General features: G+C 66.4%; 19 protein-coding genes. 13 read left to right on the top strand and 6 right to left on the bottom strand.

Translation table 11 applies throughout. The features are described from left to right. From CAG22_RS28650 to mrdA, 5 genes are all read right to left on the bottom strand, one after another. On the bottom strand, positions 1-372 hold a 372-nt coding region (locus tag CAG22_RS28650; protein WP_218191948.1), incomplete at its 3' end, for a hypothetical protein. Positions 373-468: 96 nt separating this feature from the next. After that, positions 469-1,569 (bottom strand): sigma54-dependent transcriptional activator SfnR, encoded by a 1,101-nt coding sequence (sfnR, locus tag CAG22_RS23510; protein WP_025338722.1) that lies wholly within the window; start codon positions 1,567-1,569, stop codon positions 469-471. A 9-nt stretch (positions 1,570-1,578) separates the two neighbouring features. Further along, complete coding sequence (locus CAG22_RS23505) at positions 1,579-2,766, bottom strand: acyl-CoA dehydrogenase family protein (RefSeq protein ID WP_085706280.1); 1,188 nt, start codon at positions 2,764-2,766, stop codon at positions 1,579-1,581. A 9-nt stretch (positions 2,767-2,775) separates the two neighbouring features. Then, positions 2,776-3,336 (bottom strand): FMN reductase, encoded by a 561-nt coding sequence (gene msuE / locus CAG22_RS23500; RefSeq protein ID WP_025338724.1) that lies wholly within the window; start codon positions 3,334-3,336, stop codon positions 2,776-2,778. Between the two features lie 396 nt (positions 3,337-3,732). Then, the gene (gene mrdA, locus CAG22_RS23495; RefSeq protein ID WP_085706279.1) at positions 3,733-5,628 is read right to left on the bottom strand and encodes a penicillin-binding protein 2; all 1,896 of its coding nucleotides are present in this window, start codon (positions 5,626-5,628) and stop codon (positions 3,733-3,735) included. Between the two features lie 345 nt (positions 5,629-5,973). On the opposite strand from mrdA, the gene CAG22_RS23490 reads away from it, so the two are divergent. Genes CAG22_RS23490 through CAG22_RS23480 form a run of 3 tightly spaced genes read left to right on the top strand, consistent with a single transcriptional unit; the run spans position 5,974 to position 10,146 of the window. Then, complete coding sequence (locus tag CAG22_RS23490; RefSeq protein WP_085706278.1) at positions 5,974-6,642, top strand: ABC transporter ATP-binding protein; 669 nt, start codon at positions 5,974-5,976, stop codon at positions 6,640-6,642. Continuing rightward, a complete protein-coding gene (locus CAG22_RS23485; RefSeq protein ID WP_085706277.1) occupies positions 6,639-9,101 on the top strand; it encodes an ABC transporter permease in 2,463 nt (820 codons plus the stop codon). The genes CAG22_RS23490 and CAG22_RS23485 overlap by 4 nt, the downstream gene beginning before the upstream one ends. Then, complete coding sequence (locus tag CAG22_RS23480) at positions 9,091-10,146, top strand: lipocalin-like domain-containing protein (RefSeq protein WP_085706276.1); 1,056 nt, start codon at positions 9,091-9,093, stop codon at positions 10,144-10,146. Before CAG22_RS23485 ends, CAG22_RS23480 begins: the two co-directional genes overlap by 11 nt. A 423-nt stretch (positions 10,147-10,569) precedes the next feature. On the opposite strand, the gene CAG22_RS23475 is transcribed toward CAG22_RS23480, so the two are convergent. Next, positions 10,570-11,316 (bottom strand): enoyl-CoA hydratase, encoded by a 747-nt coding sequence (locus CAG22_RS23475; protein ID WP_085706275.1) that lies wholly within the window; start codon positions 11,314-11,316, stop codon positions 10,570-10,572. A 102-nt stretch (positions 11,317-11,418) separates the two neighbouring features. Between CAG22_RS23475 and CAG22_RS23470 the strand changes: the two genes are divergently transcribed. The 10 genes from CAG22_RS23470 to alr all read left to right on the top strand — a co-directional run bounded on the left by CAG22_RS23470 (position 11,419) and on the right by alr (position 24,843). Continuing rightward, positions 11,419-12,063: a TetR family transcriptional regulator C-terminal domain-containing protein gene (locus CAG22_RS23470; RefSeq protein ID WP_015270774.1), complete on the top strand. Its 645-nt coding sequence runs from the start codon at positions 11,419-11,421 to the stop codon at positions 12,061-12,063. Positions 12,064-12,137: 74 nt separating this feature from the next. After that, positions 12,138-12,854 (top strand): response regulator, encoded by a 717-nt coding sequence (locus CAG22_RS23465; RefSeq protein ID WP_012271826.1) that lies wholly within the window; start codon positions 12,138-12,140, stop codon positions 12,852-12,854. Further along, a complete protein-coding gene (locus CAG22_RS23460) occupies positions 12,851-13,627 on the top strand; it encodes an ABC transporter substrate-binding protein (protein WP_085692758.1) in 777 nt (258 codons plus the stop codon). Before CAG22_RS23465 ends, CAG22_RS23460 begins: the two co-directional genes overlap by 4 nt. Continuing rightward, complete coding sequence (locus CAG22_RS23455) at positions 13,624-15,876, top strand: ATP-binding protein (RefSeq protein WP_085692759.1); 2,253 nt, start codon at positions 13,624-13,626, stop codon at positions 15,874-15,876. Before CAG22_RS23460 ends, CAG22_RS23455 begins: the two co-directional genes overlap by 4 nt. A 217-nt stretch (positions 15,877-16,093) precedes the next feature. Next, a complete protein-coding gene (locus CAG22_RS23450) occupies positions 16,094-17,500 on the top strand; it encodes an amino acid permease (RefSeq protein ID WP_085706274.1) in 1,407 nt (468 codons plus the stop codon). Positions 17,501-17,855: 355 nt separating this feature from the next. Continuing rightward, entirely contained in the window at positions 17,856-18,650 is a 795-nt protein-coding gene (locus tag CAG22_RS23445) for an enoyl-CoA hydratase/isomerase family protein (protein WP_015270770.1), read from the top strand. Between the two features lie 33 nt (positions 18,651-18,683). After that, positions 18,684-19,844 (top strand): acyl-CoA dehydrogenase family protein, encoded by a 1,161-nt coding sequence (locus CAG22_RS23440; RefSeq protein WP_015270769.1) that lies wholly within the window; start codon positions 18,684-18,686, stop codon positions 19,842-19,844. Positions 19,845-19,861: 17 nt separating this feature from the next. Beyond that, positions 19,862-21,979, top strand: a complete 2,118-nt coding sequence (locus CAG22_RS23435) for an acetate--CoA ligase family protein (RefSeq protein WP_085593070.1) — start codon at positions 19,862-19,864, stop codon at positions 21,977-21,979. Then, positions 21,972-23,579: a 5-guanidino-2-oxopentanoate decarboxylase gene (locus CAG22_RS23430; protein ID WP_085706273.1), complete on the top strand. Its 1,608-nt coding sequence runs from the start codon at positions 21,972-21,974 to the stop codon at positions 23,577-23,579. Before CAG22_RS23435 ends, CAG22_RS23430 begins: the two co-directional genes overlap by 8 nt. Positions 23,580-23,613: 34 nt before the next feature. After that, entirely contained in the window at positions 23,614-24,843 is a 1,230-nt protein-coding gene (gene alr, locus CAG22_RS23425) for an alanine racemase (protein ID WP_085593074.1), read from the top strand. The last annotated feature ends 14 nt before the right edge of the window (positions 24,844-24,857 follow it).

Raw genomic sequence — 24,857 nt, 5'->3', positions numbered from 1 at the left:
GGTGGTAGTGGCGGCGGCGGTGGTCATGGCGGTGGAGGTGGTGGTAGCGGCGGCGGTGGCTTGGGTGGTGGCCACGGCGGCAGTGGCAGCGGGCATAGTGGCGATGGTGGTGGGCATGGCGGCCCAGGCCATGATGGCCGCGGGCGCAATGGTGCTGATGATGGCGCCGACCACGAGGCCAACCACGAAGCAAATCATGAAGCCAACCACGAAGCCAACCATGAGGCGAATCACGAAGCGAATCACGACGTGGGCGAGCCCCACGGTGTAGGGCATGGCGCTGATGATGGGGCTGACCATGATGTTGGGGATGATCGCGGAGGCGACCAGAACTAGCAGTTTGGGTGCCTGTGCCGGCCTCTTCGCGGGCACGCCCGCTCCCACAGGTATCGCGCCGCTTTCAAGGTTGGCGCAGCACCTGTGGGAGCGGGCGTGCCCGCGAAGAGGCCTGAACAGGCCATACACCATTCAGATCGACAACCGCACCACCCGGTTATCCAGCACCTGCTGCTCCTGCCCCCGCCGCTTGTTCACCACCAACTCGCCGATCGCAATCAGCCGGGTGCGGGTGATGTTGCGCGACAATCCCAGCAACTGCGCGGTATGCACCTGGTTGTAATGGCAGAACCGATACGCCGACCGCAGCAGGGCATTTTCCACCTTCTCGTACAGGTCACCCGACTGCTCTTCGAACAAGCGGCTGAACGCGCGCTGCAGCAGATCCTCAACACCATTGCCCGCAGGCTCTTCCTCCTGCCGTTCGATACGCAGGTTGGACAAGCGCAGGTCCTGCGCCTGCACCGTACCGTCGCCACAGGTCAGCAAGCTGTGGTGAATCACGTTCTCCAGCTCGCGGATGTTGCCTGGCCAACTGTATTCCACCAGCTTGGCCTGGGCCTTGGCGCTCAACTCCACCGGCCCGTAGCCCAGCCGGTCGCTGTAGCTGCGGATGAAGTGCCGGGCCAGCGGCAGGATGTCACCCGGGCGGTCGCGCAACGGGTGCAACTGCAAGGTCACCACGTTCAGCCGGTAGTACAGGTCTTCGCGAAAATGCCCGGCGTTGATGGCCTTTTCCAGCTGCACGTTGGTCGCCGCCAGTACCCGCACATTGATCGGGATGCTCTTGCGCGACCCCAGCCGCACCACTTCGCGCTCCTGCAGCACGCGCAGCAGCTTGACCTGGATCGGCAACGGCAGGTCGCCGATTTCGTCGAGGAACAGCGTGCCGCCGTTGGCTTCCTCGAACCAGCCGGCCTTGGCCGCCAGGGCACCGGTGAAGGCGCCTTTTTCATGGCCGAACAGCTCCGCCTCGACCAGCGATTCGGAAAAGGCACCGCAGTTGACCGCGACGAACGGGCCGTTGCGCCGGCCGCTGAGGTTGTGGATGTGGCGTGCGACCAGCTCCTTGCCCGTGCCGGTTTCGCCGATGATCAGCACGCTGGCCTCGCTGGGGGCGACCTGTTGCAGGTGGGCGAGCAGCGCCTGCGACCTGGGGTCTTCGAAAACCTGTGCGGTGGCCCGGATCGAGGTGGCCAGTGTCGGGGACGGGGGGAGGGTCAGCAGTTGCATGGGCAATCCTCAGGAATAGAAGGATGGGGCAGGGCGCTTGTCGTTGAGGGCCCACTCGCCGAGTTCGTGGATGCGGTAGTCCACCGGGTCGTGCAGGGTTTGCGTGCGCAGGTTGCGCCAGTGCCGGTCGAAGCGCAGCGAAGCATGGGTGGCGCGGGCGCCGGTGACCTCGAACAGGCGGTTGCAGATGTCCAGGCCATGGCGGCTGGCGGCAACCTTGGCGGTGCCGATGGCCAGGGCCAGGTCGCCGCGCTCTTGCGCCGTAAGGGCGTGCTCCCTGGCCCAGGCGGCATCGAGCTGGCGTGCGGCCCGTTCGATCAGCAGGCGCACGCTCTCCAGGCCGACCCAGAACTCGCCGTAATGGCGCAGCACGTATGGGTCTTCGGCGCTGCTGGCGGCGCTGGAGCGGAACCACGGCCGGCTTTCCTTGAGCGTGTACTGGCGGGCCTCCTCGAACGCCCCCTCGGCGATGCCGAGGAACAGGTTGGCGAAGTGCAACTGGGCAATCAGCGGGCGCAGGGCGGCGAACGGCGTGCTCAGGGGGCCTGGGTCGAGCAGCAGTTCGTTGTGCTCCACCCGTACCCGCTCGAAGGTGGCGCTGCCGCTGTCGGTCTGGCGCTGGCCGATGTTGTTCCAGTCACTGTGCAGGCTGATGCCGGTACGGCCACTGGGGATGGCGGCGATCAGCAGCTTGCCGCCGGCACGTTCGTCCACCGCCGAGGCGATGAGCATTTCCGAATCGCTGGCGCCGGAGCAGAAGCTTTTCTTGCCGGAAAACTCGCACCAGCCATCGAAGTGCTTGACCACGGTGCGGGTGTCCAGCGGGTTCAGGGCATTGCCCCAGAACCACTGCTTGCGGGCGGTCTGCTCGAACCACGGTTGCCATTGGTCCGGGCGCGAGAACAGGCGCACGGTGGCCAGCATCAAGTGATGGAAGCCGAACACGTGGGCGATGGAGCTGTCGACCCGGGCGAACTCGCGCACCACCGCGAAGGTGTCGTGCCAGTTGGCGCCCTGGCCGCCGAAGGCCTGCGGGATCACCAGCGACATCAGGCCGCTGTCACGCAGGGCGTCGCGCTCGGCTTTTGGCGTGCCGCCGCGCTCGTCGCGCTCGACGGCGGTCTGGGCAAACTGCCCGGCCAGTTCGCGGGCGATGGCCAGGGCAGGGCGCCGGGGGGTGTTCACAGGTGCATTCATGGCCGCTCCTCAGGCGCTCTTGCGCAGCGCATGATGGGCGCCGAACAGCGGCACGGCGCGCTCGGCGGCCAGGCGGATACGGGCGGCCAGGGCTGCGCTGGACACCCGGTAGTCGGCCATTTCCGCCTGGCTGGCGAACACGCCGATGGGCAGGGTCAGGGCTTGCAGGAAGCTGAACAGTGGGCGCAGCTGGTGGTCGAGCACCAGCGCGTGGCGCTCGCTGCCGCCGGTGGCTGCGAGCAGCACCGGGGTGTCGACCAGCGCGTCCTGGCCGATCAGGTCGAACAGGTGCTTGAAGTGGCCGGTGAAGCTGCCGCGGTACACCGGCGTGGTCACCACCAGCAGGTCGGCTTTTTCCACCAGGCGCAGTTGCTGTTCGACGGCCTCGGGCAGTTCGCTGCGCCACAGGGCGCTGCCCAGCGGGCGGGCGATCTCGCCCAGTTCGATCAGGTGCGGCTTGATGTGCAGGTGCTGGGCCAGTTCGGCGAGGATCGCCTCGGTCAAGGCCAGGGTGCGCGAAGGGCGGGCAGTGCCGCCGGACAGGGCTACGACGTTCAGTGGGGTGCTCATGGGCAGGTCTCCGGTTCTGGTTGAGCGGGGGACTTTGCTTGAGCAATCGTCGTGCCGAGTTTGAATGTTCTTTTATTTCAACTGGTTAGCGCTTTTCTGATGGTTGCGGCGCTGTTGCCGTGCGGGCGTTGCCTGTTGATCATGTGTTGCGCTGCAGACAGTTGGCCAAGTGTTGGCGGCTGTGCAGTTGGGGGATTTATAGAGGATTACGGAATGATAAAAAAGGAATAAGATTTTATATTATTATTCCTTTTTTGTTTTTGTGTGCTGGGGCCGCTTCGCAGCCCATCGCGACGCAAGGCCGCTCCCACAGGATTTGCGCTGCCTGTGACGCAACACTGAACTTGTGGGAGCGGCCTTGCGTCGCGAAAGGGCTGCGAAGCGGCCCCAGAAGTCTCAAGTGTGCGGCACGCTCCGAGGCACTACCCCACCCGCATACTCCGGCTTCAGATGCCCCTGCTCATCCAGCAGATATGCATCCATCACCTCCCGCACCACCGGCCCTGCCACCCGCCCGCCGGCTTCACCATTCTCGATCATCACCGCCACCACCACACTCGGGTGATCAGCCGGGGCAAAGCCGACGAACAGGGCATTGTCGCGGTGCCGCTCCAGGGTCTTGTCGCGGTTGTAGCGTTCGCCCTGCTTGATCGCCACCACCTGCGCGGTGCCGCTCTTGCCGGCAATCCGGTATTGCGCACCGGCCGCGGCAGCGCGGGCGATGCCGCGCGGGTCGTGCATGACCATCTGCATGCCCTGGCTGACCTGGTCCCAGGCGTGCCTGTCGTGCAGCACGATATTGGGCATCGGGTTGGGGTCCACCGGCGCATCGCCACCCACGGTCATGGCCAGGTGCGGGCGGTGCCACACGCCCTTGCTCGCCAGCAGGCTGGTGGCCTGGGCCAGCTGCAGCGGGGTGACCTGCATGTAGCCCTGGCCGATGCCCAGGATCAGCGTCTCGCCCGGGAACCAGGCCTGGCGCCGGGTGGCGCGCTTCCACTCGGCCGACGGCATCAGCCCGGACGCCTCCTCGAACATGTCCAGCGAGACCTTCTGGCCCAGGCCGAACTCGGCCATGTAGTCGTGCAGGCGGTCGATGCCCAGCTTGTGCGCCAGGTCATAGAAGTAGGTGTCGTTGGAACGCATGATGGCGGTGTACATATCCACCCAGCCATCGCCGCTGCGGTTCCAGTTGCGGTACTTGTGGTCGTAGTTGGGCAGCTCGTAGTAGCCCGGGTCGAACACCCGGCTGCCCGGGGTGATCACGCCGCTGTCGAGGCCGGCGATGGCCACCTCCGGCTTCACCGTCGAACCGGGCGCATACAGGCCGCGCAGTACGCGGTTGAACAGCGGGCGGTCGATGGAATCGCGCAGGGCGGCGTACTGTTTGAAGCTGATGCCCTTGACGAACAGGTTGGGGTCGAAGCTGGGGTTGCTGACCATCGCCAGCACGTCGCCATTGGCCGGGTCGAGCACCACCACCGAGCCACGGCGGTCGCCCAGGGCCTTTTCCGCGGCCAGTTGCAGGTGGGCGTCCAGGGTCAGGACGATGTCCTGGCCCGGGGTCGGGGCCTTGTGGTTGAGCACACGCATCACCCGGCCCTGGGCGTTGGTCTCGACCTCCTCGTAGCCCACATGACCGTGCAGCTGGCTTTCGTAGAAGTGCTCGATGCCGGTCTTGCCGATCGACTGGGTGCCCCGGTATTCGGTGCTGTCGAGGGTCTTGGCCTCTTTCTCGTTGATGCGCCCCACATAGCCCACCGAGTGGGCGAAATGCTCTGCCAGCGGGTACTCGCGGATGAACTGTGGTTCCACCTCCAGGCCTGGCAGGCGGAACTGGTTCACCGCCACCAGGGCGATCTGCTCCTCGCTCAGGCCGACCATCAGGGTCACCGGTTCGAACGGCTTGCGGCCACGGCGCAGGTCCTTGTCGAACTGCTTGCGATCGTCCTCGGTCAGGCTCAGCACCTGGGCCAGGGTATCGAGCACCTTGGCCGTGTCGCCGCCGGCCCGCTCGCGGGTCATGGTCAGGTCGAAACTGGGCTTGTTGTCGGCCAGCACCACGCCGTTGCGGTCGTAGATCAGCCCGCGCTCGGGGGCGATGGGCAGCACGTGCACGCGGTTGTTTTCCGATACGGCGGTCTGCTGGTCGTGTTGCAGCACCTGCAGCACATAGAGCCGGCCCACCAGGACGGCGACCAGGCTGAAGACCAGGGCGGCGCAGGCCAGAAGCCGGCGGTTGACCAGGTGCTTTTCCTTTTCGTGGTCCTTGAGAGGTATGGGTTGCGGCATCGGGGTTCTGTCTGCTGATGGTGTGGCTGGGTGAGGTGTGAGCGCAGTGGGCACGCGCCTGTGGGAGCGGGCGTGCCCGCGAATGGGCCGCGCAGCGGCCCCGGGGGGCGGTGATGCTACGCAAGGTAGTGAGCCCCCTCAAGGTGAAGGCCTGCAGCTGCAGGCGCGAAGATGGCTGTCATGTCCGCAATCAGGGGCTTGCCGACAAAATGAAGATTTGTTCATGGCGACGGTACGGTGATCGAATTTGCCGATGGCACGATGTACGTCTAGTCCAGGAGCACACCCACGCCGCGATGAACCTGCTATTCCTAAGAAAACACCTGAACCCACCAAGGCCCGTCGATGCTGGTCATCGAGCAACTGCACAAATCATTCCCCACCCCCCAGGGCCCGCTCCCCGTGCTGCAGGGTGTCGACCTGCGCCTGGCGCGCGGCAGCAGCCTGGCGCTGATGGGCGAGTCGGGCAGCGGCAAGAGTACCTTGCTGCACCTGGTGGCCGGCCTGGACCGTGCCGACAGTGGCCGCATCCTGATCGACGACACCCCGCTCGACAGCCGTTCCGAGGCGTCGCTGGCGTTGTGGCGGCGGGAAGGCATCGGCCTGGTGTTCCAGCAGTACAACCTGATCAGCAGCCTGGATGTGGGGGCCAATCTTGCGTTCCAGGCGCGGCTGGCCGGTCGGCATGATCCCGATTGGCTGGCCTATCTGGCGCAGCGCCTGGGGCTGGCGGATTTGCTGGTGCGTTATCCGGAGCAATTGTCTGGCGGCCAGCAACAGCGGGTTGCCATTGGCCGCGCCCTGGCCGGGCGCCCGGCTTGGTTGCTGGCCGACGAACCCACCGGCAGCCTCGATGAAACCAGCAGCGATGAGGTGTTGAGCCTACTGTTGCAGCTGGTCGCCGAGGCTGGCAGTGGGGTGCTGATGGTGACCCACAGCCCGCGGCTGGCGGCGCGCTTGCAACAACGGTGTTACCTGCAGGCCGGCCGCGTGCGGCCCGAGCAGGGCGGATGAGGCTTCTATCGCTGGCCCTGCTGGCGCTGCTCAGCCACTGGCGGCGCCATCGCGTGCAGTTTTTCAGCATCTTCACCGGCCTGTGGCTGGCCACGGCGCTGTGGACCGGCGTGCAGGCGCTGAACAGCCAGGCACGCAGCGACTATGCCCGGGCCAGCGCGGTGCTGGCCGGGCCGTTGCAGGCGCAACTGGTGCCGCGCCGTGGCGAGCGCTTCGACCAGGCACTGTACGTGCAGTTGCGCAGGCTGGGCTGGGCGGTGACGCCGGTACTGGAAGGGCGCTTGCGCTTTGCTGGTGAGCCGGCGCGTAGCGTGCGGTTGATCGGCATCGAGCCGTTGAGCCTGCCGCCGGCCAGTAGCATCGCCGGTGTGCAGCCCGGAACGTTCGATCTGCAGGCCTTTGTCGGCATGCCCGGGCAAGCCTGGGTCGGGCCGGACACCTTGCGCCAGCTGCATGCAGGCCCCGGGGCTTCAGTACGCGACAGCGAAGGGCAGCTGCTGCCGCCGTCGGTTCTACAACCAGCGCTGGCTCCAGGGGTGATCGTGGTCGATATCGGCCACGCCCAGGCGCTGCTGCATGCACCCGGGCAGTTGTCGCGCTTGCTGGTGGCTGCCACGCCGGGGCCGCTGCCGGCGGATATCGCGCCTTACCTTGAGCTGCAACCCCGACAGGACGATGGCGGCTTGCAGCGGCTGACCGACAGTTTCCACCTCAACCTGACCGCCCTTGGCCTGCTGGCGTTCGTCGTCGGCCTGTTCATTGCCCATGCCGCAATCGGTTTGGCACTGGAACAGCGGCGCGGCCTGATTCGCAACCTGCGCGCCTGTGGCATCAGCCTGCAAACCTTGCTGTGCGCCTTGGTGCTGGAGCTGGGGCTGTTCGCGGTGCTGGGCGGCCTGGCCGGCGTGGCCAGTGGTTACGGGCTGGCCGCGTGGTTGCTGCCCGATGTGGCCGCCAGCTTGCGCGGCCTGTATGGCGCCCAGGTCGCCGGGGCGCTGAGCCTGCCCGCAGGGTGGTGGCTGATGGGCGTGCTGGTGAGCGTGCTGGGGGCGCTGCTGGCGGGTTTGGGCAGTGTACTGCGTGCGGCGCAGTTGCCGTTGCTGGCGCTGGCGCAACCTCAGGCATGGCGGTTGGCCCAGGGGCCTTGGTTGCGGCGCCAGGCCCTGGTGGCCGGCTTGTTGCTTTTGCTGGCCCTAAGCTGTGGCGTGCTGGGCGACAGCCTGCCCAGCGCGTTCGGCCTGCTGGCAGGTTTGCTACTGGCGGCGGCGCTGCTGCTGCCGGCCTTGCTCGACCGGGTGCTGGCCTGGCTGGCGCGCCATTGCCGGCGGCCTTTGGCGCAATGGTTCGTCGCCGACAGCCGCCAGCAATTGCCGGCCCTGAGCCTGGCATTGATGGCACTGTTGCTGGCGCTGGCGGCCAGTGTCGGGGTGGGCAGCATGACCGAGGGCTTTCGCAAGACCTTTGTCGGCTGGCTTGACCTGCGCCTGTCCGCCGACCTGTATGTCACCCCAAGGGACACCGCCCAGGGCTCGCAGATAGCCGAGTGGCTTGGGCAGCAACCTTCGGTGGATGTGGTATTGCCCGGCTGGCGTGTGGAAACACAGCTGCAGGGCTGGCCGGTGCAGGTCCAGGGCATCGTCGATCATCCCGTCTATCGCACACGCTGGCCATTGCTGGCGCAGCAAAAGCGGGCCTGGCAACAACTGGCCGCCGGGCAGGCCGTGATGCTCAGTGAACAGCTGGCCAGGCGACTGAAGCTGCAGCTGGGCGATCGCCTGAGGCTGCCCGCAGACACTTCGCCAGCCCTGAGCGTTGTGGGCATCTATGCCGATTACGGCAACCCCAAAGGGCATATGCTGGTCAATGCCGGCTGGCTGCGCGGGCATTGGCCACAGGCAACCCTGACCGGGTTGAGTGTCGATCTGGTGGGCGACCAGGTGTCGGCGCTCGAGGCTGCATTGCAAAAGCGCTTCGCCCTGGACGACAGCCGCGTGGTCGAGCAGACGCGTCTCAAACGTTGGTCGACCGACGTGTTCAACCGCACCTTCGCCGCCACCGCCGCGCTCAACAGCCTCACCCTTGGCGTGGCAGGCGTGGCGCTGTTCATCAACCTGCTGACCCTGGGCCAGACCCGCCTGGGCCAGTTGGCGCCGCTGTGGGCACTGGGCGTGCGGCGCACGCACCTGGTGTGGCTGAGCCTCGGGCAGACACTGTTGCTGAGCAGCCTTACCGTGCTGCTGGCGATCCCGCTGGGTATCCTGCTGGCCTGGTGCCTGGTCGCGGTGGTGAACGTGCAGGCATTCGGCTGGCGTTTGCCGCTCTACGTGTTCCCTGCGCAACTGCTGCACCTGGCCGTGCTGGGCATGCTTACCAGCCTGTTGGCCAGCGCCTGGCCACTGTGGCAGCTGGCGCGTCGCCAGCCGCGTGAACTGTTGAGGCCGTTTGCCGATGAAACGTAGCGCCTGGCTGTTGCTGTGTGGGTTGCTGGGCGGCTGTGATCAGCCGGCCGAGCAAAGCTATGCCGGGCTCGGGCAGCAGGCGGGCGAGTTCAGCCAGGTAAGCCGCGGCCATCGCCTGGAATTTCCGCGGGACCACGGGCCCCACGATGGTTTTCGCATCGAATGGTGGTATGTCACCGCCAACCTTCAGGACCTCCAGGGGCGGGACTGGGGTGCGCAGTGGACGCTGTTTCGCTCGGCCCTGCGTCCAGGCCCCGAGGCTGCTGGCTGGAACAGCCCGAACCTGTGGATGGGGCACGCGGCGCTGACCGGCCCCGGTGGTCATCAGTCTGGCGAAACCTTGGCGCGCGGGGGTATCGGCCAGGCTGGCGTGCAAGCCCAGCCGTTCCGGGCGTGGATCAATGACTGGTCGTTGCAGGGCAGCAGTGGCATCGAGCATCTGCAAATGGTCGCCGGTGGTGACGGCTTTCGCTATGACCTGCAACTGCACAGCGATCGGCCCTTGGTGCTGCACGGGGACCAGGGCTACAGCGAGAAGTCCGGCAAGGGGCAGGCTTCGTACTATTACAGTCAGCCGTTCTATCGGGTGAGTGGGGAGGTGCAGCGTGACGGCCAGTGCATTGCAGTCACCGGCCAGGCCTGGCTGGACCGGGAATGGAGCAGCCAGCCGCTGGCTGCCGGGCAGACGGGTTGGGACTGGTTTTCCCTGCACCTGGACAGTGGCGCCAGGCTGATGCTGTTCCAGGTGCGCGAGGTGCAGGGGGAGGCGTATCGCGCCGGGACCTGGGTCGGCCCGCAGGGTGAGGTGGTGGCACTGCAGGGTGCGCAGATCCAGCTGCAGGCGCTGGCCTGGGCCCGGCAGAAGAACGGCAAGCAGGTGCCGACGCGATGGCGGGTGCAAGTGCCGGGGCATGGCGTGGATGTGCAGGTCGAGGCTGTGGAGTCGCAGGCCTGGATGGAGACGCGGTTCCCGTACTGGGAGGGGCCAGTGCGCTTGACCGGGAGTGCGGGTGGGCGAGGGTATCTGGAGATGACCGGTTATTAGCACCTCATATCCCGGCCATGAGCCCAGCCCTTTGGGCTGCGCTGTTGCACAGGGAGCTATGCTCGAGAGGGTGTCGTATTACCTGTGGGAGCGGGCGTGCCCGCGAAGAGCCCAACACGGTGCATGGCACTGTCTGCTGGCCGGCTTGTTCATATCTCGGGTATGACGCGGTCCCGTGTAGGAGCGGCCTTGTGTCGCGAAAGGGCCGCAAAGCGGCCCCAGCAATGTTGTGGTGATGCGAAGATCCTGGGGGCGCTTCGCACCCCTTTCGCGACACAAGGCCGCTCCTACAAGGAATCGCGCCAACTTTTTGGAATTTGAACAAGACAGTTGCTCGCACAGGTACTGCACAAGGCTTGAGGTCGATGCAGTCGAGGTGGGAGCTGGCTTGCCGGCGATGGGCCGCAACGCGGCCCCAGGTTTTCAATCTTTGATCAACCCTCGCAGCACCGCTCGCGCTTCTTCAGTGCGCAAGCACTCGATGAACAGCCGGGCTTCCCGCGCCACTGTCGCCTCAAGCTCGGCCCGTTGGCCGTCCTTGAGCAGCCGCTTGCTGATGCGCAGCGCCGCCTGCGGGTAGCCTTGCAGCTGCCGCGCCAGGCGCCGGGCAGCTGCCAGGCACTGTTCACCGTCTTCATGCAGTTCATTGGCCAGCCCCCAGGCCACCATCCGTTCGCCATCAAGCAACTCGTTTGCCAGCAGCAGGCGAGCCGCCCGGGCATGGCCAAGCAAGCGCGGCAGCAGCAGGCTGGAACCAAACTCCGGGCACACGCCCAACGGCGCGAAAGGGATGCGCAGCTTGGTCGTACGGCTGACCAGCACCTGGTCGCAATGCAACAGCAAGGTGGCACCAATACCGATCGCCGCACCACTGACCGCGGCAATCAGCGGTTTGTCCAGGCCCATCACCACCCGCATCAGGCGGAACACCGGGCTGTCCAGGTCGACTGGCGGGTTGTCGAGGAAGTCGCGCAAGTCATTGCCGGCGCTGAAGCACTGCGGCCCACCGGTGATGATGATGGCTTCGACATCAGGGTCTTCACCTGCCGCCAGCAGCAGGTCGCTCAGCTGTTGGTACATGGCGGTGTTCAAGGCGTTGAGCTTGTCGGGGCGGTTGAAGGCCAGGGTCAGCAGGCCCTGGTCCAGGTCACGTGTGATCAGGTCGTTCATGGCAGCCGCTTTTGTTGTTGTGGGCATCGGTGCCAAGGGTTTATCACGCAGTCCGGCTTGTTGTACAGTCGTTCAGTCCAGCCCCTAGCCCGAGAGCCGACGATGAACCAGGAAGCCCGCTACCACCGCATGCTGCCGGAATTGCGCAAAGCCAACCTGGTCGAGGCGACCCTGGTATGCCTCAAGCGCCATGGCTTCCAGGGCGCGTCGATCCGCAAGATTTCGGCCGAGGCCGGGGTCTCGGTCGGGTTGATCAGCCATCACTACGCCGGCAAGGATGAGCTGGTGGCCGAAGCCTACATGGCAGTCACCGGCCGGGTGATGGGCCTGCTGCGCGAGGCCATGGCCCAGGCCGCGCCCAATGCCCGCGAGCGGTTGTCGGCGTTCTTCCGCGCCTCGTTCTGCGCCGAGCTGCTCGACCCGCAATTGCTCGACGCCTGGCTGGCGTTCTGGGGCGCGGTGAAGACCGCCGATGCGATCAACCAGGTGCATGACCATTCCTATGGCGAATACCGCAATGAACTGAGCGGGCTGCTGGCCACGCTGGCCGGGGAGGAGGGCTGGCAGGGCTTCGATGCCGACCTGGCGGCCATCAGCCTGAGCGCCTTGCTCGATGGCCTGTGGCTGGAGTCGGGGCTCAACCCCGGTACCTTCACCCCCGAGCAGGGCGTGCTGATCTGCGAGGCCTGGGTCGATGGCCTGCAGGCCGGTGGCCGGCGTCGCTTCAGCCTGCCGGAGGGCTGTTGATCGCCTGTTCAGTAACGAGTAGGCTGCTGTCGCGAGTGTGTAGAACAAACCAATAAAAAAAGAGACGACACGCAATGACGCCTCGGGTATTGATCGTCGATGACGATCCGCTTATTCGTGACTTGCTGCAGGCCTATCTGTCCCAGGAAGGCTATGACGTGCACTGCGCCGACACCGCGGAAAAGGCCGAAGCCCTGCTCGGCAGCCAGGATGTCGACCTGGTGCTGCTGGACATCCGCCTGCCCGGCAAGGACGGCCTCACCCTGACCCGCGAGCTGCGGGTACGTTCGGAGGTCGGCATCATCCTCATCACCGGCCGCAACGACGACATCGACCGTATCGTCGGCCTGGAATGCGGCGCCGACGACTACGTGATCAAGCCGCTCAACCCCCGCGAACTGGTATCCCGCGCCAAGAACCTGATCCGTCGCGTGCGCCATGCCCGCGAGGTGCACCCGGCGCCGGCCTGCGCGCAATCGCTGAAGCAGTTCGCCGACTGGGCGCTGGACACCGACCGCCGGCGCCTGATCGACGCCCGTGGCGGGCAAACCCTGCTGACCCATGGCGAGTTCCAGTTGCTCAGCGTGTTCCTGCGCAACAGCGGCCACACGCTCAGCCGCGACCAGTTGATGGACCAGATCCGCAACCGCGAGTGGGTGCCCAACGACCGCTCCATCGACGTGCTGGTCGGCCGCCTGCGGCGCAAGCTGCACGACGACCCGGCCGAGCCCCAGCTGATCATCACCATCCACGGCACCGGCTACCTGTTCACCGCCAGCGTGGCGGCATGACCCGCAGCGCCTGGGTGCTGGCCTTGGCATTGTTCGCCGTGCAAGCCAGTGCAAGGCAGCCGGTGCGCTATTGCGACTACCCGGTGTACCCGCCGATTTCCTGGAGTGACGGCCACCAGGTGCGTGGCCTGGCCCCCACCGTGGTGCGAGAGCTGTTCGCGCGCATGGGCTACGAAGTGCAGACCGTGGTGCTGGGCAACTGGAAGCGCTGCCTGATGGACGCCGCCGCCGGGCGGGTGGACGTGGTGCTGGCCTACAACAGCGACCAGCGTGACCAACGCATGCGCTTTTCCACGGTGCCGGTGGTGCGTGAGGAAGTGGCGGTGTTCTACAACCGCCTGCGGCCAGTGCAGTTCCAGCGCCTGGAGGACCTGGCCAGCTACCGCGGCGGCCTGTTGTACGGCGAAAGCTACGGCGCCGATTTCGACCGCTTCGTCGCCCGCCACCAGAACATCGAACGGGTGTCGTCCAGCCAGCAGAACTTCGGCAAGCTGATCCGTGGGCGCATCGACTACCTGATCCAGGAGCGGCGCACCGGCCAGCTGTTCATCGAAAACCTGCCCGGGGCGCAGGACATCCGCGTATTGCCCACGGCCCTGAGCGTGGACTACCTGCGCGTTGCGATATCACGGCAATCGCCCTTGAGCCAGCATATGGACGAAATCGACGCGCAGTTGCTGCGCATGAACCAGGCCGGCGAGATCGAGCGCTGGCTGGAGCAGAGCGAAGTGACCTACCGCGACATGGTCAACCTGCCGGCGGACGCCCGATGATCCGCCTGCGCACCGATGGCTTGCTGCGCCGCCTGCTGCTGTTCATCCTGCTGTTCAGCCTGTGCTTCACCGTGCTGGCCAGCTCGGTGCAGCTGTACTTCGAATACCGCCGCGAGATGCGCGATATCGAGGCGCGCATGGCGTTGATCCGCGCCGGTTACCTGGCCAGCCTGGAGCGCAGCCTGTGGGACCTGGACGAGGCACAGCTGGACGCACAACTGCGCGGCCTGGTGGACTTTTCCGATGTCGCCCGGGTGCGCCTGGTCAGCGACGATTTCCAGCTGCTGCGCGGCGCCGCCGAGCCCAAGGGGCCGCTGCGCATCGAACGCTTCCCCCTCGATTACCAGCCGCCCTCGGGGCCGGCCAGGCACCTGGGCGAGCTGGAAGTGAGCATCGACCTGGGCGCGGTGCACAGGCGCCTGTATGCCACTGGCCTTGCCAGCCTGCTGTGGATGGGCGTGTTCCTGTGTGGCCTGGCGGTGGCGCTGTCGGGGCTGTTCTACCGCCTGGTCACCCGCCACCTGCAAGTGATGGCCGAGTTCGCCCGGCGTATTGGTGCCGGCCAGTGGCAGGAACCTTTGCGCCTGGGGCGCCGGCCGTCGACGCGCCCGGACGAGATCGACACCGTGGCCAATGCCCTGGATGACATGCGCCGCGCCATCCTCAGTGACATCGAGCGCCGCGAGCGCGACCGCCTGGCGTTGCAGGACAAGCGCGACGAACTGCAGGCCATGGTCGAGCGGCGCACGGCCAGCCTGGCCCGGGCCAAGGACGAGGCCGAAGCCGCCAACCTGGCCAAGTCACGCTTCCTGGCGACCATGAGCCATGAGCTGCGCACACCGCTCAACGGCATTCTCGGCATGGCCGAGCTGCTGCGCGGCGGCCGGCTGGAGGCGGCCGACCGCCAGCGCGTCGAGGCCTTGTACAAGGCTGGCGAGGGGCTGCTGGCGATTCTCAACGAAGTGCTGTATTTCGCCCGGCTCGAGGAGGGCGAAAGCCGCGCCGAGCTGGTCGGTTTTTCGCTACGCCAGTTGTGCCAGGAAGTGCTGGCGCTGCTCGAACCCATGGCCAGGGACAATGGCGACGCCCTGCAGCTGGACATCGACGAGCAATTGGCCGAGTACCAGCACGGTGCCGAACAGTACCTGCGCCAGGTGCTCAGCAACCTGCTGGCCAACGCCATCAAGTTCACCGAACACGGCCAGGTGCGGCTTGCGGTGCAGGTACTGGCCAGTGACCAGGGCTCGCAGCGCGTGCGGGTGTCGGTCAGCGACAATGGCATCGGCATCGAGCCGGCTGTGCAGGCCAGGGTCTTCGACCGCTTCGTCCAGGCCAGCGAGGCGGTGGCCCGGCGCTACGGCGGCACCGGCCTGGGCCTGGCGATCTGCAAGCACCTGGTGGAAAAACTGGGGGGCTGCATTGGCCTGGACAGCGTGCAAGGGCAGGGCAGTTGCTTCTGGTTCGAACTCGACATGGCTCGCGGGCAGCCAGTGCAGGCCAACTCACCAGCCCCTTCGCCCCTGGCCAGCCTGGATATCCTGGTAGTCGAGGACGTGGCATTGAACCGCGAGGTGGCCGGTGGGTTGCTGCTGCGCGATGGCCACCGGGTGAGCTTTGCCGAGGACGCCGGGCAAGCCCTGCAGGCCTGCGCACAGCGGCGCTTCGACCTGATCCTGCTCGATGTGCACCTGCCCGGCATGAGCGGGGTGGAACTGTGCCGGCAACTGCGTGCCACGCCCGGGCCGAACCGCCACAGCCGGATCCTGGCACTGACGGCTGGCGTGCAACCGGGGCAAGTGCCAGGGTACCTGGATGCCGGCATGCAGGGAGTGCTGGCCAAGCCCCTGCGGCTGGACAACCTGCGCCGGGCGCTGGCCGAAGCGGCGCCCGCTGAAGTGGCGGGCGTCGACGCGACAATGGACTGGTCATTGCTGGACACCCACCGCTCGCTGCTGGGTGAACAGAAGCTGCAAGGCCTGTTGAAGGTGCTGCGCCAGTCGCTGGAGCAGCACGCCACCGCGTTGGCCGAGGCGCTGCCGGCCCAGGACTTTACCGAAGTGCTGCACCTGGCCCACCGCCTGGCCGGCAGTTGCGACTCCCTGGGTTTTTCTGGCCTGGCTGCGTTGTTGCGACGCCTTGAGGACGCTGCCCGGCAGCATGACGAACAGGCATTGAAAGCGCTCGGCGCGCCGCTGGCCACCGAGCTTGCCCAGGCCCGCGCCACCCTGGAACAGTTGATCCAGAGCTGACGTACAAAAAACTTACGACTTTTTACATCTTCGATCCGTTCGTACAACGGCACCTTACATCCGTTTCCAATAATCCATGGCAACCGTGTTGCACGCGGTCCATGAGGCTTATTGGAGACAAGAATAATGACATGCCGTAGCGCTCAGCCCCTCCTTCCTACCACACCGCGCGGCACCCCCGCGCGGCCTGGCACCAGCCGCAAAGGCGAGGTGCGCCATGACTGACAACCGCGAAAAGATCCAGCTCACCCGCGCGCTGAAAAGCCGGCACATCTTCATGCTCTCGCTGGGCGGGGTGATCGGCACCGGGCTGTTCATGGGCTCGGGCGTGACCATCAACCAGGGCGGCCCGATAGGCGCGATCCTGGCCTACCTGGTCGCGGGTTTGCTGATGTACCTGGTGATGGTCTGCCTAGGCGAGCTGTCGGTGCAGATGCCGGTGTCCGGTTCGTTCCAGGCCCACGCCACCAAGTTCATCGGCCCGGCCACCGGCTTCATGATCGGCTGGGTGTACTGGATGAGCTGGGCCACCACTGTGGGCCTGGAGTTCACCGCCGCCGGCATGCTGATGACCCGCTGGTTCCCCGAGGTGCCGATCTGGTATTGGTCGGCGCTGTTCGTGGTCGTGCTGTTCGGCCTCAACGCCCTGGCCACCCGTGCCTTCGGCGAGGCGGAGTACTGGTTCTCGGGGATCAAGGTGGCGACCATTCTAGGCTTCATCATCATCGGCCTGCTGGTGATCTTCGGCGCCATCCCGCTGAGCAGCGGGGCGCCGGCACCGATGCTGGACAACCTGATGGGCGAGTCGCTGTTCCCCCATGGTCTGTCGGCGGTGTTCGCGGTGATGATGACCGTGGTCTATGCCTTCCAGGGCTGTGAAATCATGGGGGTGGCGGCCGGCGAGACCGAGCACCCGGAAAAGAGCATCCCACGGGCCGTGCGCAACGTGGTGTTCCGCGTGCTGATCTTCTACGTGCTGGCGATTGCCGTGCTCTCGGCCATCGTGCCGTTCGAGCAGGCCGGGCTGATGGAAAGCCCGTTCGTGCAGGTGTTCGACATGGTCGGCATTCCCTTTGCCGCCGACCTGATGAACTTCGTCATCCTCACGGCCATCCTTTCGGTGGGCAACTCCGGGCTGTATGCCTCCACGCGCATCCTCTGGGCCATGTCGAAGAGCGGCATGGCGCCGAAAAGCCTGTCGCCGCTGAGCAAGCGTGGCGTGCCGTTGCGGGCGCTGAGCATCACCTTGTGCTTTGCGCTGATCTCGCTGATGACCAGTTTCATTGCCGCCGACACCCTGTTCATGGTGTTGATGGCGGTGAGTGGCATGTCCGGCACCGTGACCTGGATCGTCATCGCCCTGGCGCAGTACCGCTTCCGCAAGGTCTACCTGCGTGAAGGTGGGCAACTGCAGGACCTGAAGTACAAGGCGCCGCTGTACCCGCTGGTGCCGCTGCTGTGCATCACCCTGTGCAGCTCGCTGTTCGTGTTCCTGGCGCTGGATGAAACCCAGCGGCCGTCGTTGTACTGGGGCTTTGGCTTCATTGCCCTGTGCTACGCGGCGTACTTCTTCGTCAACCGCCGTCGGCAGGGGGCTTTCGAGCCGAGCGTGCCGGGGGTTTGATTCGGGTGTTGGGCTGAAGATTGCCGGGGCCGCTTTGCGGCCCATCGCGACACAAGGCCGCTCCTACAAGAGATCGCTCGAGGCCGGGCCTATGCGCGATTCCCCTGTAGGAGCGGCCTTGTGTCGCGATGGGGCGCAAAGCGCCCCCGGCAATCTGTCAGTTGTACAAAGTTGTAACAACCACCTCCTATCTCAACCTTGACCCAACAAATAAAATTAATAAAAACAACGACATACATCGTTTTCAAGCGTTGTTACAGCCCAATCCCCGCGCAATTGCCGCCTTGTTGAACACTCGTTTAGTATCTCCCTCATCAAGCCCTCTCAAACCATCACAACAATACCGAGGCCCCCCATGACCACCCCGTCGTCGTCACTGTTGAGCAAGGTCGAAGCCGGCGTTGCCTGGATCACCCTCAACCGCCCCGAGCAGCGCAACGCGCTGGACATTCCCACCCTCAAGCAACTGCACGCCCTGCTGGAAACCTGCAACAGCGACCCGGCCGTGCGCGTGGTGGTGCTGACCGGCAGCGGGCGCAGCTTCTGCGCCGGAGCCGACTTGGCCGAATGGGCCGCGGCCGAGGCCCAGGGCACCCTGGAAAGCTACGGCTGGACCGAAACCGCCCACGCCCTGATGTTGCGCCTGCACAGCCTCGACAAGCCCACCATCGCTGCCATCAACGGCACCGCCGTGGGCGGTGGCATGGACCTCAGCCTGTGCTGCGACCTGCGCATCGCCGCGGCCTCGGCGCGCTTCAAGGCCGGCTACACCAGCATGGGTTACAGCCCCGACGCCGGTGCCAGCTGGCACCTGCCACGGCTGATCGGCAGCGAGCAGGCCAAGCGTCTGTTGTTCCTCGATGAACTGTGGGGTGCCGAGCGTGCCCTGGCGGCCGGGCTGGTCAGCGAAGTCTGTGCCGACGAGCAGCTGCCCGCCGTGGCCGCCGAGCTGGCCGGGCGCCTGGCCAATGGCCCTACCTTCGCCTACGCGCAGACCAAGCGGCTGATCCGCGACGGCGCCCGGCGCACCCTGGCCGAGCAGCTGGAGGCCGAGCGCCAGGCCGGCCTGCTGTGCGGCCGCAGCCAGGACGGTGCCGAGGCGCTGCAAGCCTCGGTGGAACGCCGCGCCCCCCGTTTCACTGGCCAGTAACCCGATAACCGACCCTCACCAGGACCTTCGCAGATGAATTTCCAACTGACCCAAGAACAAGAAATGTTGGTGGAAGCGGTACGCAGCTTTGTCGCCAAGGAGCTGCTGCCCCATGAGGAGGCAGTGGACCGCGCCGATGCCGTGTCGCCCGAGCTGGCTGCGCAGATCCGCGGCAAGGCCATCGCCGCCGGGTTCTATGCCTTCAACATGCCCGAGGAGGTCGGCGGCGGTGGCCTGGACTATCTGTCCCAGGCGCTTATCGAGCGCGAACTGTCCAAGGTGTCCTGGGCCCTGCACGTGTTCGTCGCGCGGCCATCGAAAATCCTCATGGCCTGCAAGGACGAGCAGATCAACGACTACCTGTTGCCCTGCGTGCAGGGCGAGAAGATCGACTGCTTCGCCCTCACCGAGCCGGGCGCCGGCTCCGATGCCAACGCCATCAAGACCCGTGCCGTGCGCCAGGGTGACGACTTCGTCATCAACGGCAGCAAGCACTTCATCAGCCATGCCGGCCACGCCGATTTCGCCATCGTCTTCGCCGTCACCGATACCTACGAGCACAACGGGCGCAAGCGCAATGCGGTAACCGCCTTCCTGGTCGACCGGGGCACGCCGGGCATGACCATCCGCCGTGGCCCCAAGTGCGTGAGCAACCGTGGCTACCACACCTACGAGCTGTTCTTCGACGACTGCCGGGTGCCGGCCAGCAAGGTGCTGGGCGAGGTCGGCAAGGGCTGGGAGGTGGCCAACGCCTGGCTCACCGCCGGCCGGGTGATGGTCGCCGCCAACTGCGTGGGCCAGGCCCAGCGTGCCCTCGACCTGTCGCTGCAATGGGCCGCCGACCGCAAGCAGTTCGGCCAGGCCATCGGCAGCTACCAGGGGGTTTCGTTCAAGCTGGCCGACATGGCCACGCAGATTCGCGCCGCGGAAATGCTCACCCTGCACACCGCCTGGAAGATGGACCAGGGCAGCATGACCGACGGTGAGGCTGGCATGGCCAAGCTGTTCGCCAGCGAGGTGCTGGGCAAGGTTGCCGACGAAGCCGTGCAGATCTTCGGTGGCATGGGCCTGATGGATGAAGGGCCGGTCGAGCGCATCTGGCGCAACGCACGCATCGAGCGCATCTGGGAAGGCACCTCGGAAATCCAGCGGCACATCATTGCCCGCGAACTGCTGCGCCCGCTGCTGCGCTGAGCGCCAGGAGAACACCCATGTCGCATTCGATTCGTGACAACCTCAAACGCCTGCTGGCCCCCCGGCACCTGGCCTTCGTCGGCGGGCGCAGCATGGCACGGGCGCTCAAGCGCTGCGCCGAAGGTGGCTTTGGTGGCGAGCTGTGGCTGGTCAACCCGCAGCATGACAGCCTCGAAGGCATTCCCTGTGTAGCACGGGTGGCCGACTTGCCCCATGCCCCGGATGCGGTGTTCATCGCCACCAACCGCGAACTGACCCTGCAGTGCGTTGCCGAGCTGGCCGCACGCGGCGCCGGTGGCGCCATCTGCTATGCCTCGGGCTTTGCCGAAAGCGGCGAAGAGGGCCGCCAGCTGCAGCAGCGCCTGCTCGCCGCCGCCGGCAACATGGCCTTGCTCGGCCCCAACTGCTACGGCCTGCTCGACTACCTGCACGGCGCTGCGTTGTGGCCGGTGGCCCATGGTGGCCAGCAGGTGGAGAAGGGCGTGGCGATCCTCACCCAGAGCGGCAACTTCGCCTACAACCTGTCGATGAGCGACCGCTCGCTGCCGGTGGCCTACATGGCCTCGGTCGGCAACCAGGCACAACTGGGCGTGGCCGAGCTGATGGACGTGCTGCTCGACGACCCACGGGTAACCGCCATCGGCCTGCACCTGGAAGGCCTGAAGAACGTGCCGGGCTTCGCCCGTGCTGCCTGCAAGGCATTGCAGCAGGGCACGCCGATCATTGCGTTGAAGACCGGCGTGTCGCAGATCGGCGCCGAACTGGCGCTCAGCCACACCAGCTCGCTGTCCGGCTCCGATGCCTTGTACGACAGCCTGTTCCAGCGCCTGGGCGTGATCCGCGTCAGCGGCCCGGTGAGCTTCGTCGAAACCCTCAAGGCCGCCGCCTGTGGCCGCCTGCCGGTGAATGGCGAGCTGATCGCCCTGGCTTGTTCCGGTGGCGATGCCGGCTTGATCGCCGACTATGCCGAGCGCAACCAGCTGGTCCTGCCGAAGCTCGCACAAGGGCAGGTGGCGCAGTTGGCCGAGGTGCTGCCGGCCTATGCCAACCTGGTCAACCCGCTGGATTTCACCACTGCCATCTGGGGTGATGCAGCGGCCCTGCAACGCATGCTCGACAGCACCCTGAGCGGCGCAGCCGACGCGGCCATGCTGGTGCTGGACTACCCGGCGGCGTTCACCGGCGAACGCAAGGAATGCGACCTGCTGCTGGCGCTGTACTGCGATGCGCTGGAGCGCCACGGCAAGATCGGCTTCGTCACCTCGGCATTCCCGGAGCTGTTGCCCGCCTGCGCGCGCGAGCGTTTGCACGCGCGTGGCATTGCCGCCCTGCAGGGCGTGGAGGATGGCCTGGCAGCCTGGGGCCGCATCGTCGCCTACCAGCGCAACCGCCAGCGGCTGCTGGAACAGGGTGAGGCCACGCGGGTGCCGCTGTGCCCGCAGGCCCTTGGCGGCGAGAGCCACCTGCTGGACGAATGGCAATCCAAGCAAGCCCTGCGTGCCTTCGGCCTGCCGGTACCGGCAGGGGTGCTGAGCACACCCGAGCGCGCCGTGGCAGATGCCGCCCGCGTCGGTTATCCGCTGGTACTGAAGGCGGTCAGCGCGCAACTGCCGCACAAGACCGAGGCCGGTGCAGTGGCGCTGAACCTGCGCGATGCCGCCGCCCTCGAGGTTGCGCTGGTGCAGATGCGCCAGCGCATCGCCGCCTACGCCCCGCAGGTAGCGTTCGACCAGGTGCTGCTCGAACCGATGGCCGAGCCGCCGCTGGCCGAACTGATCGTTGGTATCAAGCGCGAGCACGACTTCGCCCTGGCCCTGGTGATCGGCGCCGGCGGCGTGCTGGTCGAGTTGCTCAAGGACAGTGTCAGCCTGTTGCTGCCGACCACCGACGCTGCCATCCGCAGCGCGCTGCTCGGCCTGCGCAGTGCCAGCCTGCTGCAAGGCTTCCGTGGCCGCCCGGCCGCCGACCTCGACGCACTGGTTGCGGCTATCCGCGCGGTGGCCGACTACGCCTGCGAAAACGCCGGGCAACTGCTGGAGCTGGATGTGAACCCATTGATGGTCGGTGCCCACGGCACCACCGCGGTCGACGCGCTGATCCGCCTCGGCCAGGCGCAAGGAGAACGACATGAATAAGCACACCCCGACCGCCGGCCAGGCGTTGGTGCGCCTGCTGGCCAACTACGGCGTAGAGACGGTATTCGGCATCCCCGGCGTGCACACCCTGGAGCTGTACCGCGGCCTGCCGGGCAGCGGCATCCGCCACGTGCTGACCCGCCACGAGCAGGGCGCCGGCTTCATGGCCGACGGCTATGCACGGGTAAGCGGCAAGCCGGGGGTGTGCTTCGTCATCACCGGCCCGGGCGTGACCAATGCCGCCACCGCCATCGGCCAGGCCTATGCCGACTCCATCCCGATGCTGGTGATTTCCAGCGTCAACCACACTGCCAGCCTGGGCAAGGGCTGGGGCTGCCTGCACGAAACCCAGGACCAGCGCGCCATGACCGCGCCGATTACCGCGTTCTCCGCCGTGGCCCTGCGCGGCGACGACCTGCCCGAGCTGATCGCTCGTGCCTGGGCCGTGTTCGACAGCGAACGGCCGCGCCCGGTGCACATCTCGGTGCCGCTGGACGTACTGGCCGCGCCGGTCAGCCGTGACTGGAGCAATGAGGTGGTACGCCGCCCCGGGCGCGGCCAGCCGTGCCGCGACATCCTCGACCAGGCCGCCGTGAAGCTGGCCGCCGCCAAGCGGCCGATGATCATTGCCGGTGGTGGGGCATTGCACGCGGCCGAGCAGCTGCAGCAGCTGAGCACTCGGCTGGCAGCGCCATTGTTCACCAGCGTAGCCGGCAAGGGCCTGCTGCCAGCGGACGCGCCACTGAATGCCGGCGCCAGCCTGTGCGTCGAGCCCGGCTGGCAGCTGATCAGCCAGGCCGACGTGGTGCTGGCAGTGGGTACCGAAATGGCCGACACCGACTTCTGGCGCGAGCGCCTGCCGATCAGCGGCGAGCTGCTGCGCGTGGACATCGACCCGCGCAAGTTCAACGACTTCTACCCCTGTGCCATCGCCCTGCACGGTGATGCCCGGCAAACCCTGGCCGGCCTGCTCGAGCACCTGCCAGCGCTGGACCGTGACCCGGCCCAGGCCAGCGAAGCAGTGGCCAAGCTGCGCCAGGCCATTCGCAGCGGGCATGCGCCGCTGCAGGCCGTGCACCAGGCAATCCTCGACCGCATTGCCGCCGTGCTGCCCGACGATGCCTTCATCAGCAGCGACATGACCCAGCTGGCCTACACCGGCAACTACGCCTTCACCAGCCGGGCGCCGCGCAGCTGGCTGCACCCCACCGGCTACGGCACCCTCGGCTACGGCCTGCCGGCCGGCATCGGCGGCATGTTCGCCAGCGACCACCGCCCAGGCCTGGTGCTGGTGGGCGACGGCGGCTTCCTCTACACCGCCCAGGAACTGGCCACGGCAGTCGAGGAGCTGGACCGACCGTTGGTCGTGCTGTTGTGGAACAATGACGCCCTCGGCCAGATCCGCGACGACATGCTCGGCCTGGACATCGAGCCGGTCGGCGTACTGCCGCGCAACCCGGACTTCATCGGCCTGGCCCGCGCCTTCGGTTGCGCGGTGCGCCAGCCGCGTGACCTGGATGCGCTGCAGGCCGATCTGGCCAGCGGTTTCGCCACCCCCGGCGTCACCTTCATCGAACTCAAACACACCTGCGTCTGCTAAGCCGCAGACACCACGAACAACAAGAGAAACCACCATGCCATTTCGCCGTACCCTCCTGGCTGCATCCCTCGCTCTGCTGATCACCGGCCAGGCCCCGCTGTACGCCGCACCACCCCTGTCGATGGACAACGGCACCGCCGCCCTGACCGCGCAAAACAGCAACGCCTGGGTCGAAATCAGTGCCGGCGCGCTGCAACACAACATCCGTACCTTGCAGGCCGAGCTGGGCGGCAAGTCCAAGCTGTGCGCCGTGCTCAAGGCCGACGCCTATGGCCACGGTATCGGCCTGGTGATGCCGTCGATCATCGCCCAGGGCGTGCCTTGCGTGGCGGTGGCCAGCAACGAGGAGGCCCGGGTGGTCCGCGCCAGCGGCTTCACCGGGCAACTGGTGCGGGTGCGCCTGGCCAGCCTCAGCGAGGTGGAAGATGCCTTGCAGTACGACATGGAAGAACTGGTCGGCAGCGCCGAGTTCGCCCGCCAGCTCGATGCCATCGCCGAACGCCACGGCAAGACCCTGCGCATTCACATGGCGCTCAATTCCAGTGGCATGAGCCGCAACGGCGTGGAAATGACCACCTGGTCCGGCCGGGGTGAAGCGCTGCAGATCACCGACCAGAAGCACCTCGAGCTGGTCGCGCTGATGACCCACTTCGCCGTGGAAGACAAGGACGATGTGCGCAAAGGCCTGGCAGCGTTCAACGAGCAGACCGACTGGCTGATCAAGCACGCGAAACTTGATCGCAGCAAGCTCACCCTGCACGCCGCCAACTCCTTCGCTACGCTGGAAGTGCCGGAAGCGCGCCTGGACATGGTGCGCACCGGCGGCGCGCTGTTCGGCGACACCGTGCCGACGCACACCGAATACCAACGTGCCATGCAGTTCAAGTCGCACGTGGCAGCGGTGCACAGCTACCCGGCAGGCAACACCGTCGGCTATGACCGCACCTTCACCCTGGCGCGTGATTCGCGCCTGGCCAACATCACCGTCGGCTACTCCGATGGCTACCGCCGGGTGTTCACCAACAAGGGCCATGTGCTGATCAACGGCCACCGTGTGCCGGTGGTGGGCAAGGTGTCGATGAACACGTTGATGGTCGATGTCACCGACTTCCCCGATGTGAAGGGTGGCAACGAAGTGGTGCTGTTCGGCAAACAGGCCGGGGGTGAAATCACCCAGGCCGAAATGGAAGAAATCAACGGCGCGCTGCTCGCCGACCTGTACACCGTATGGGGCAGTTCCAACCCGAAGATTCTCGTCGACTGAAACCGCCAATGAAG

This window comes from Pseudomonas sp. B8(2017) (genome assembly GCF_002113575.1).
Lineage (GTDB): Bacteria > Pseudomonadota > Gammaproteobacteria > Pseudomonadales > Pseudomonadaceae > Aquipseudomonas > Aquipseudomonas putida_Z.
Note: the sequence above shows the minus strand (reverse complement) of the source record. Positions and strands in the feature narration are given on the sequence as shown.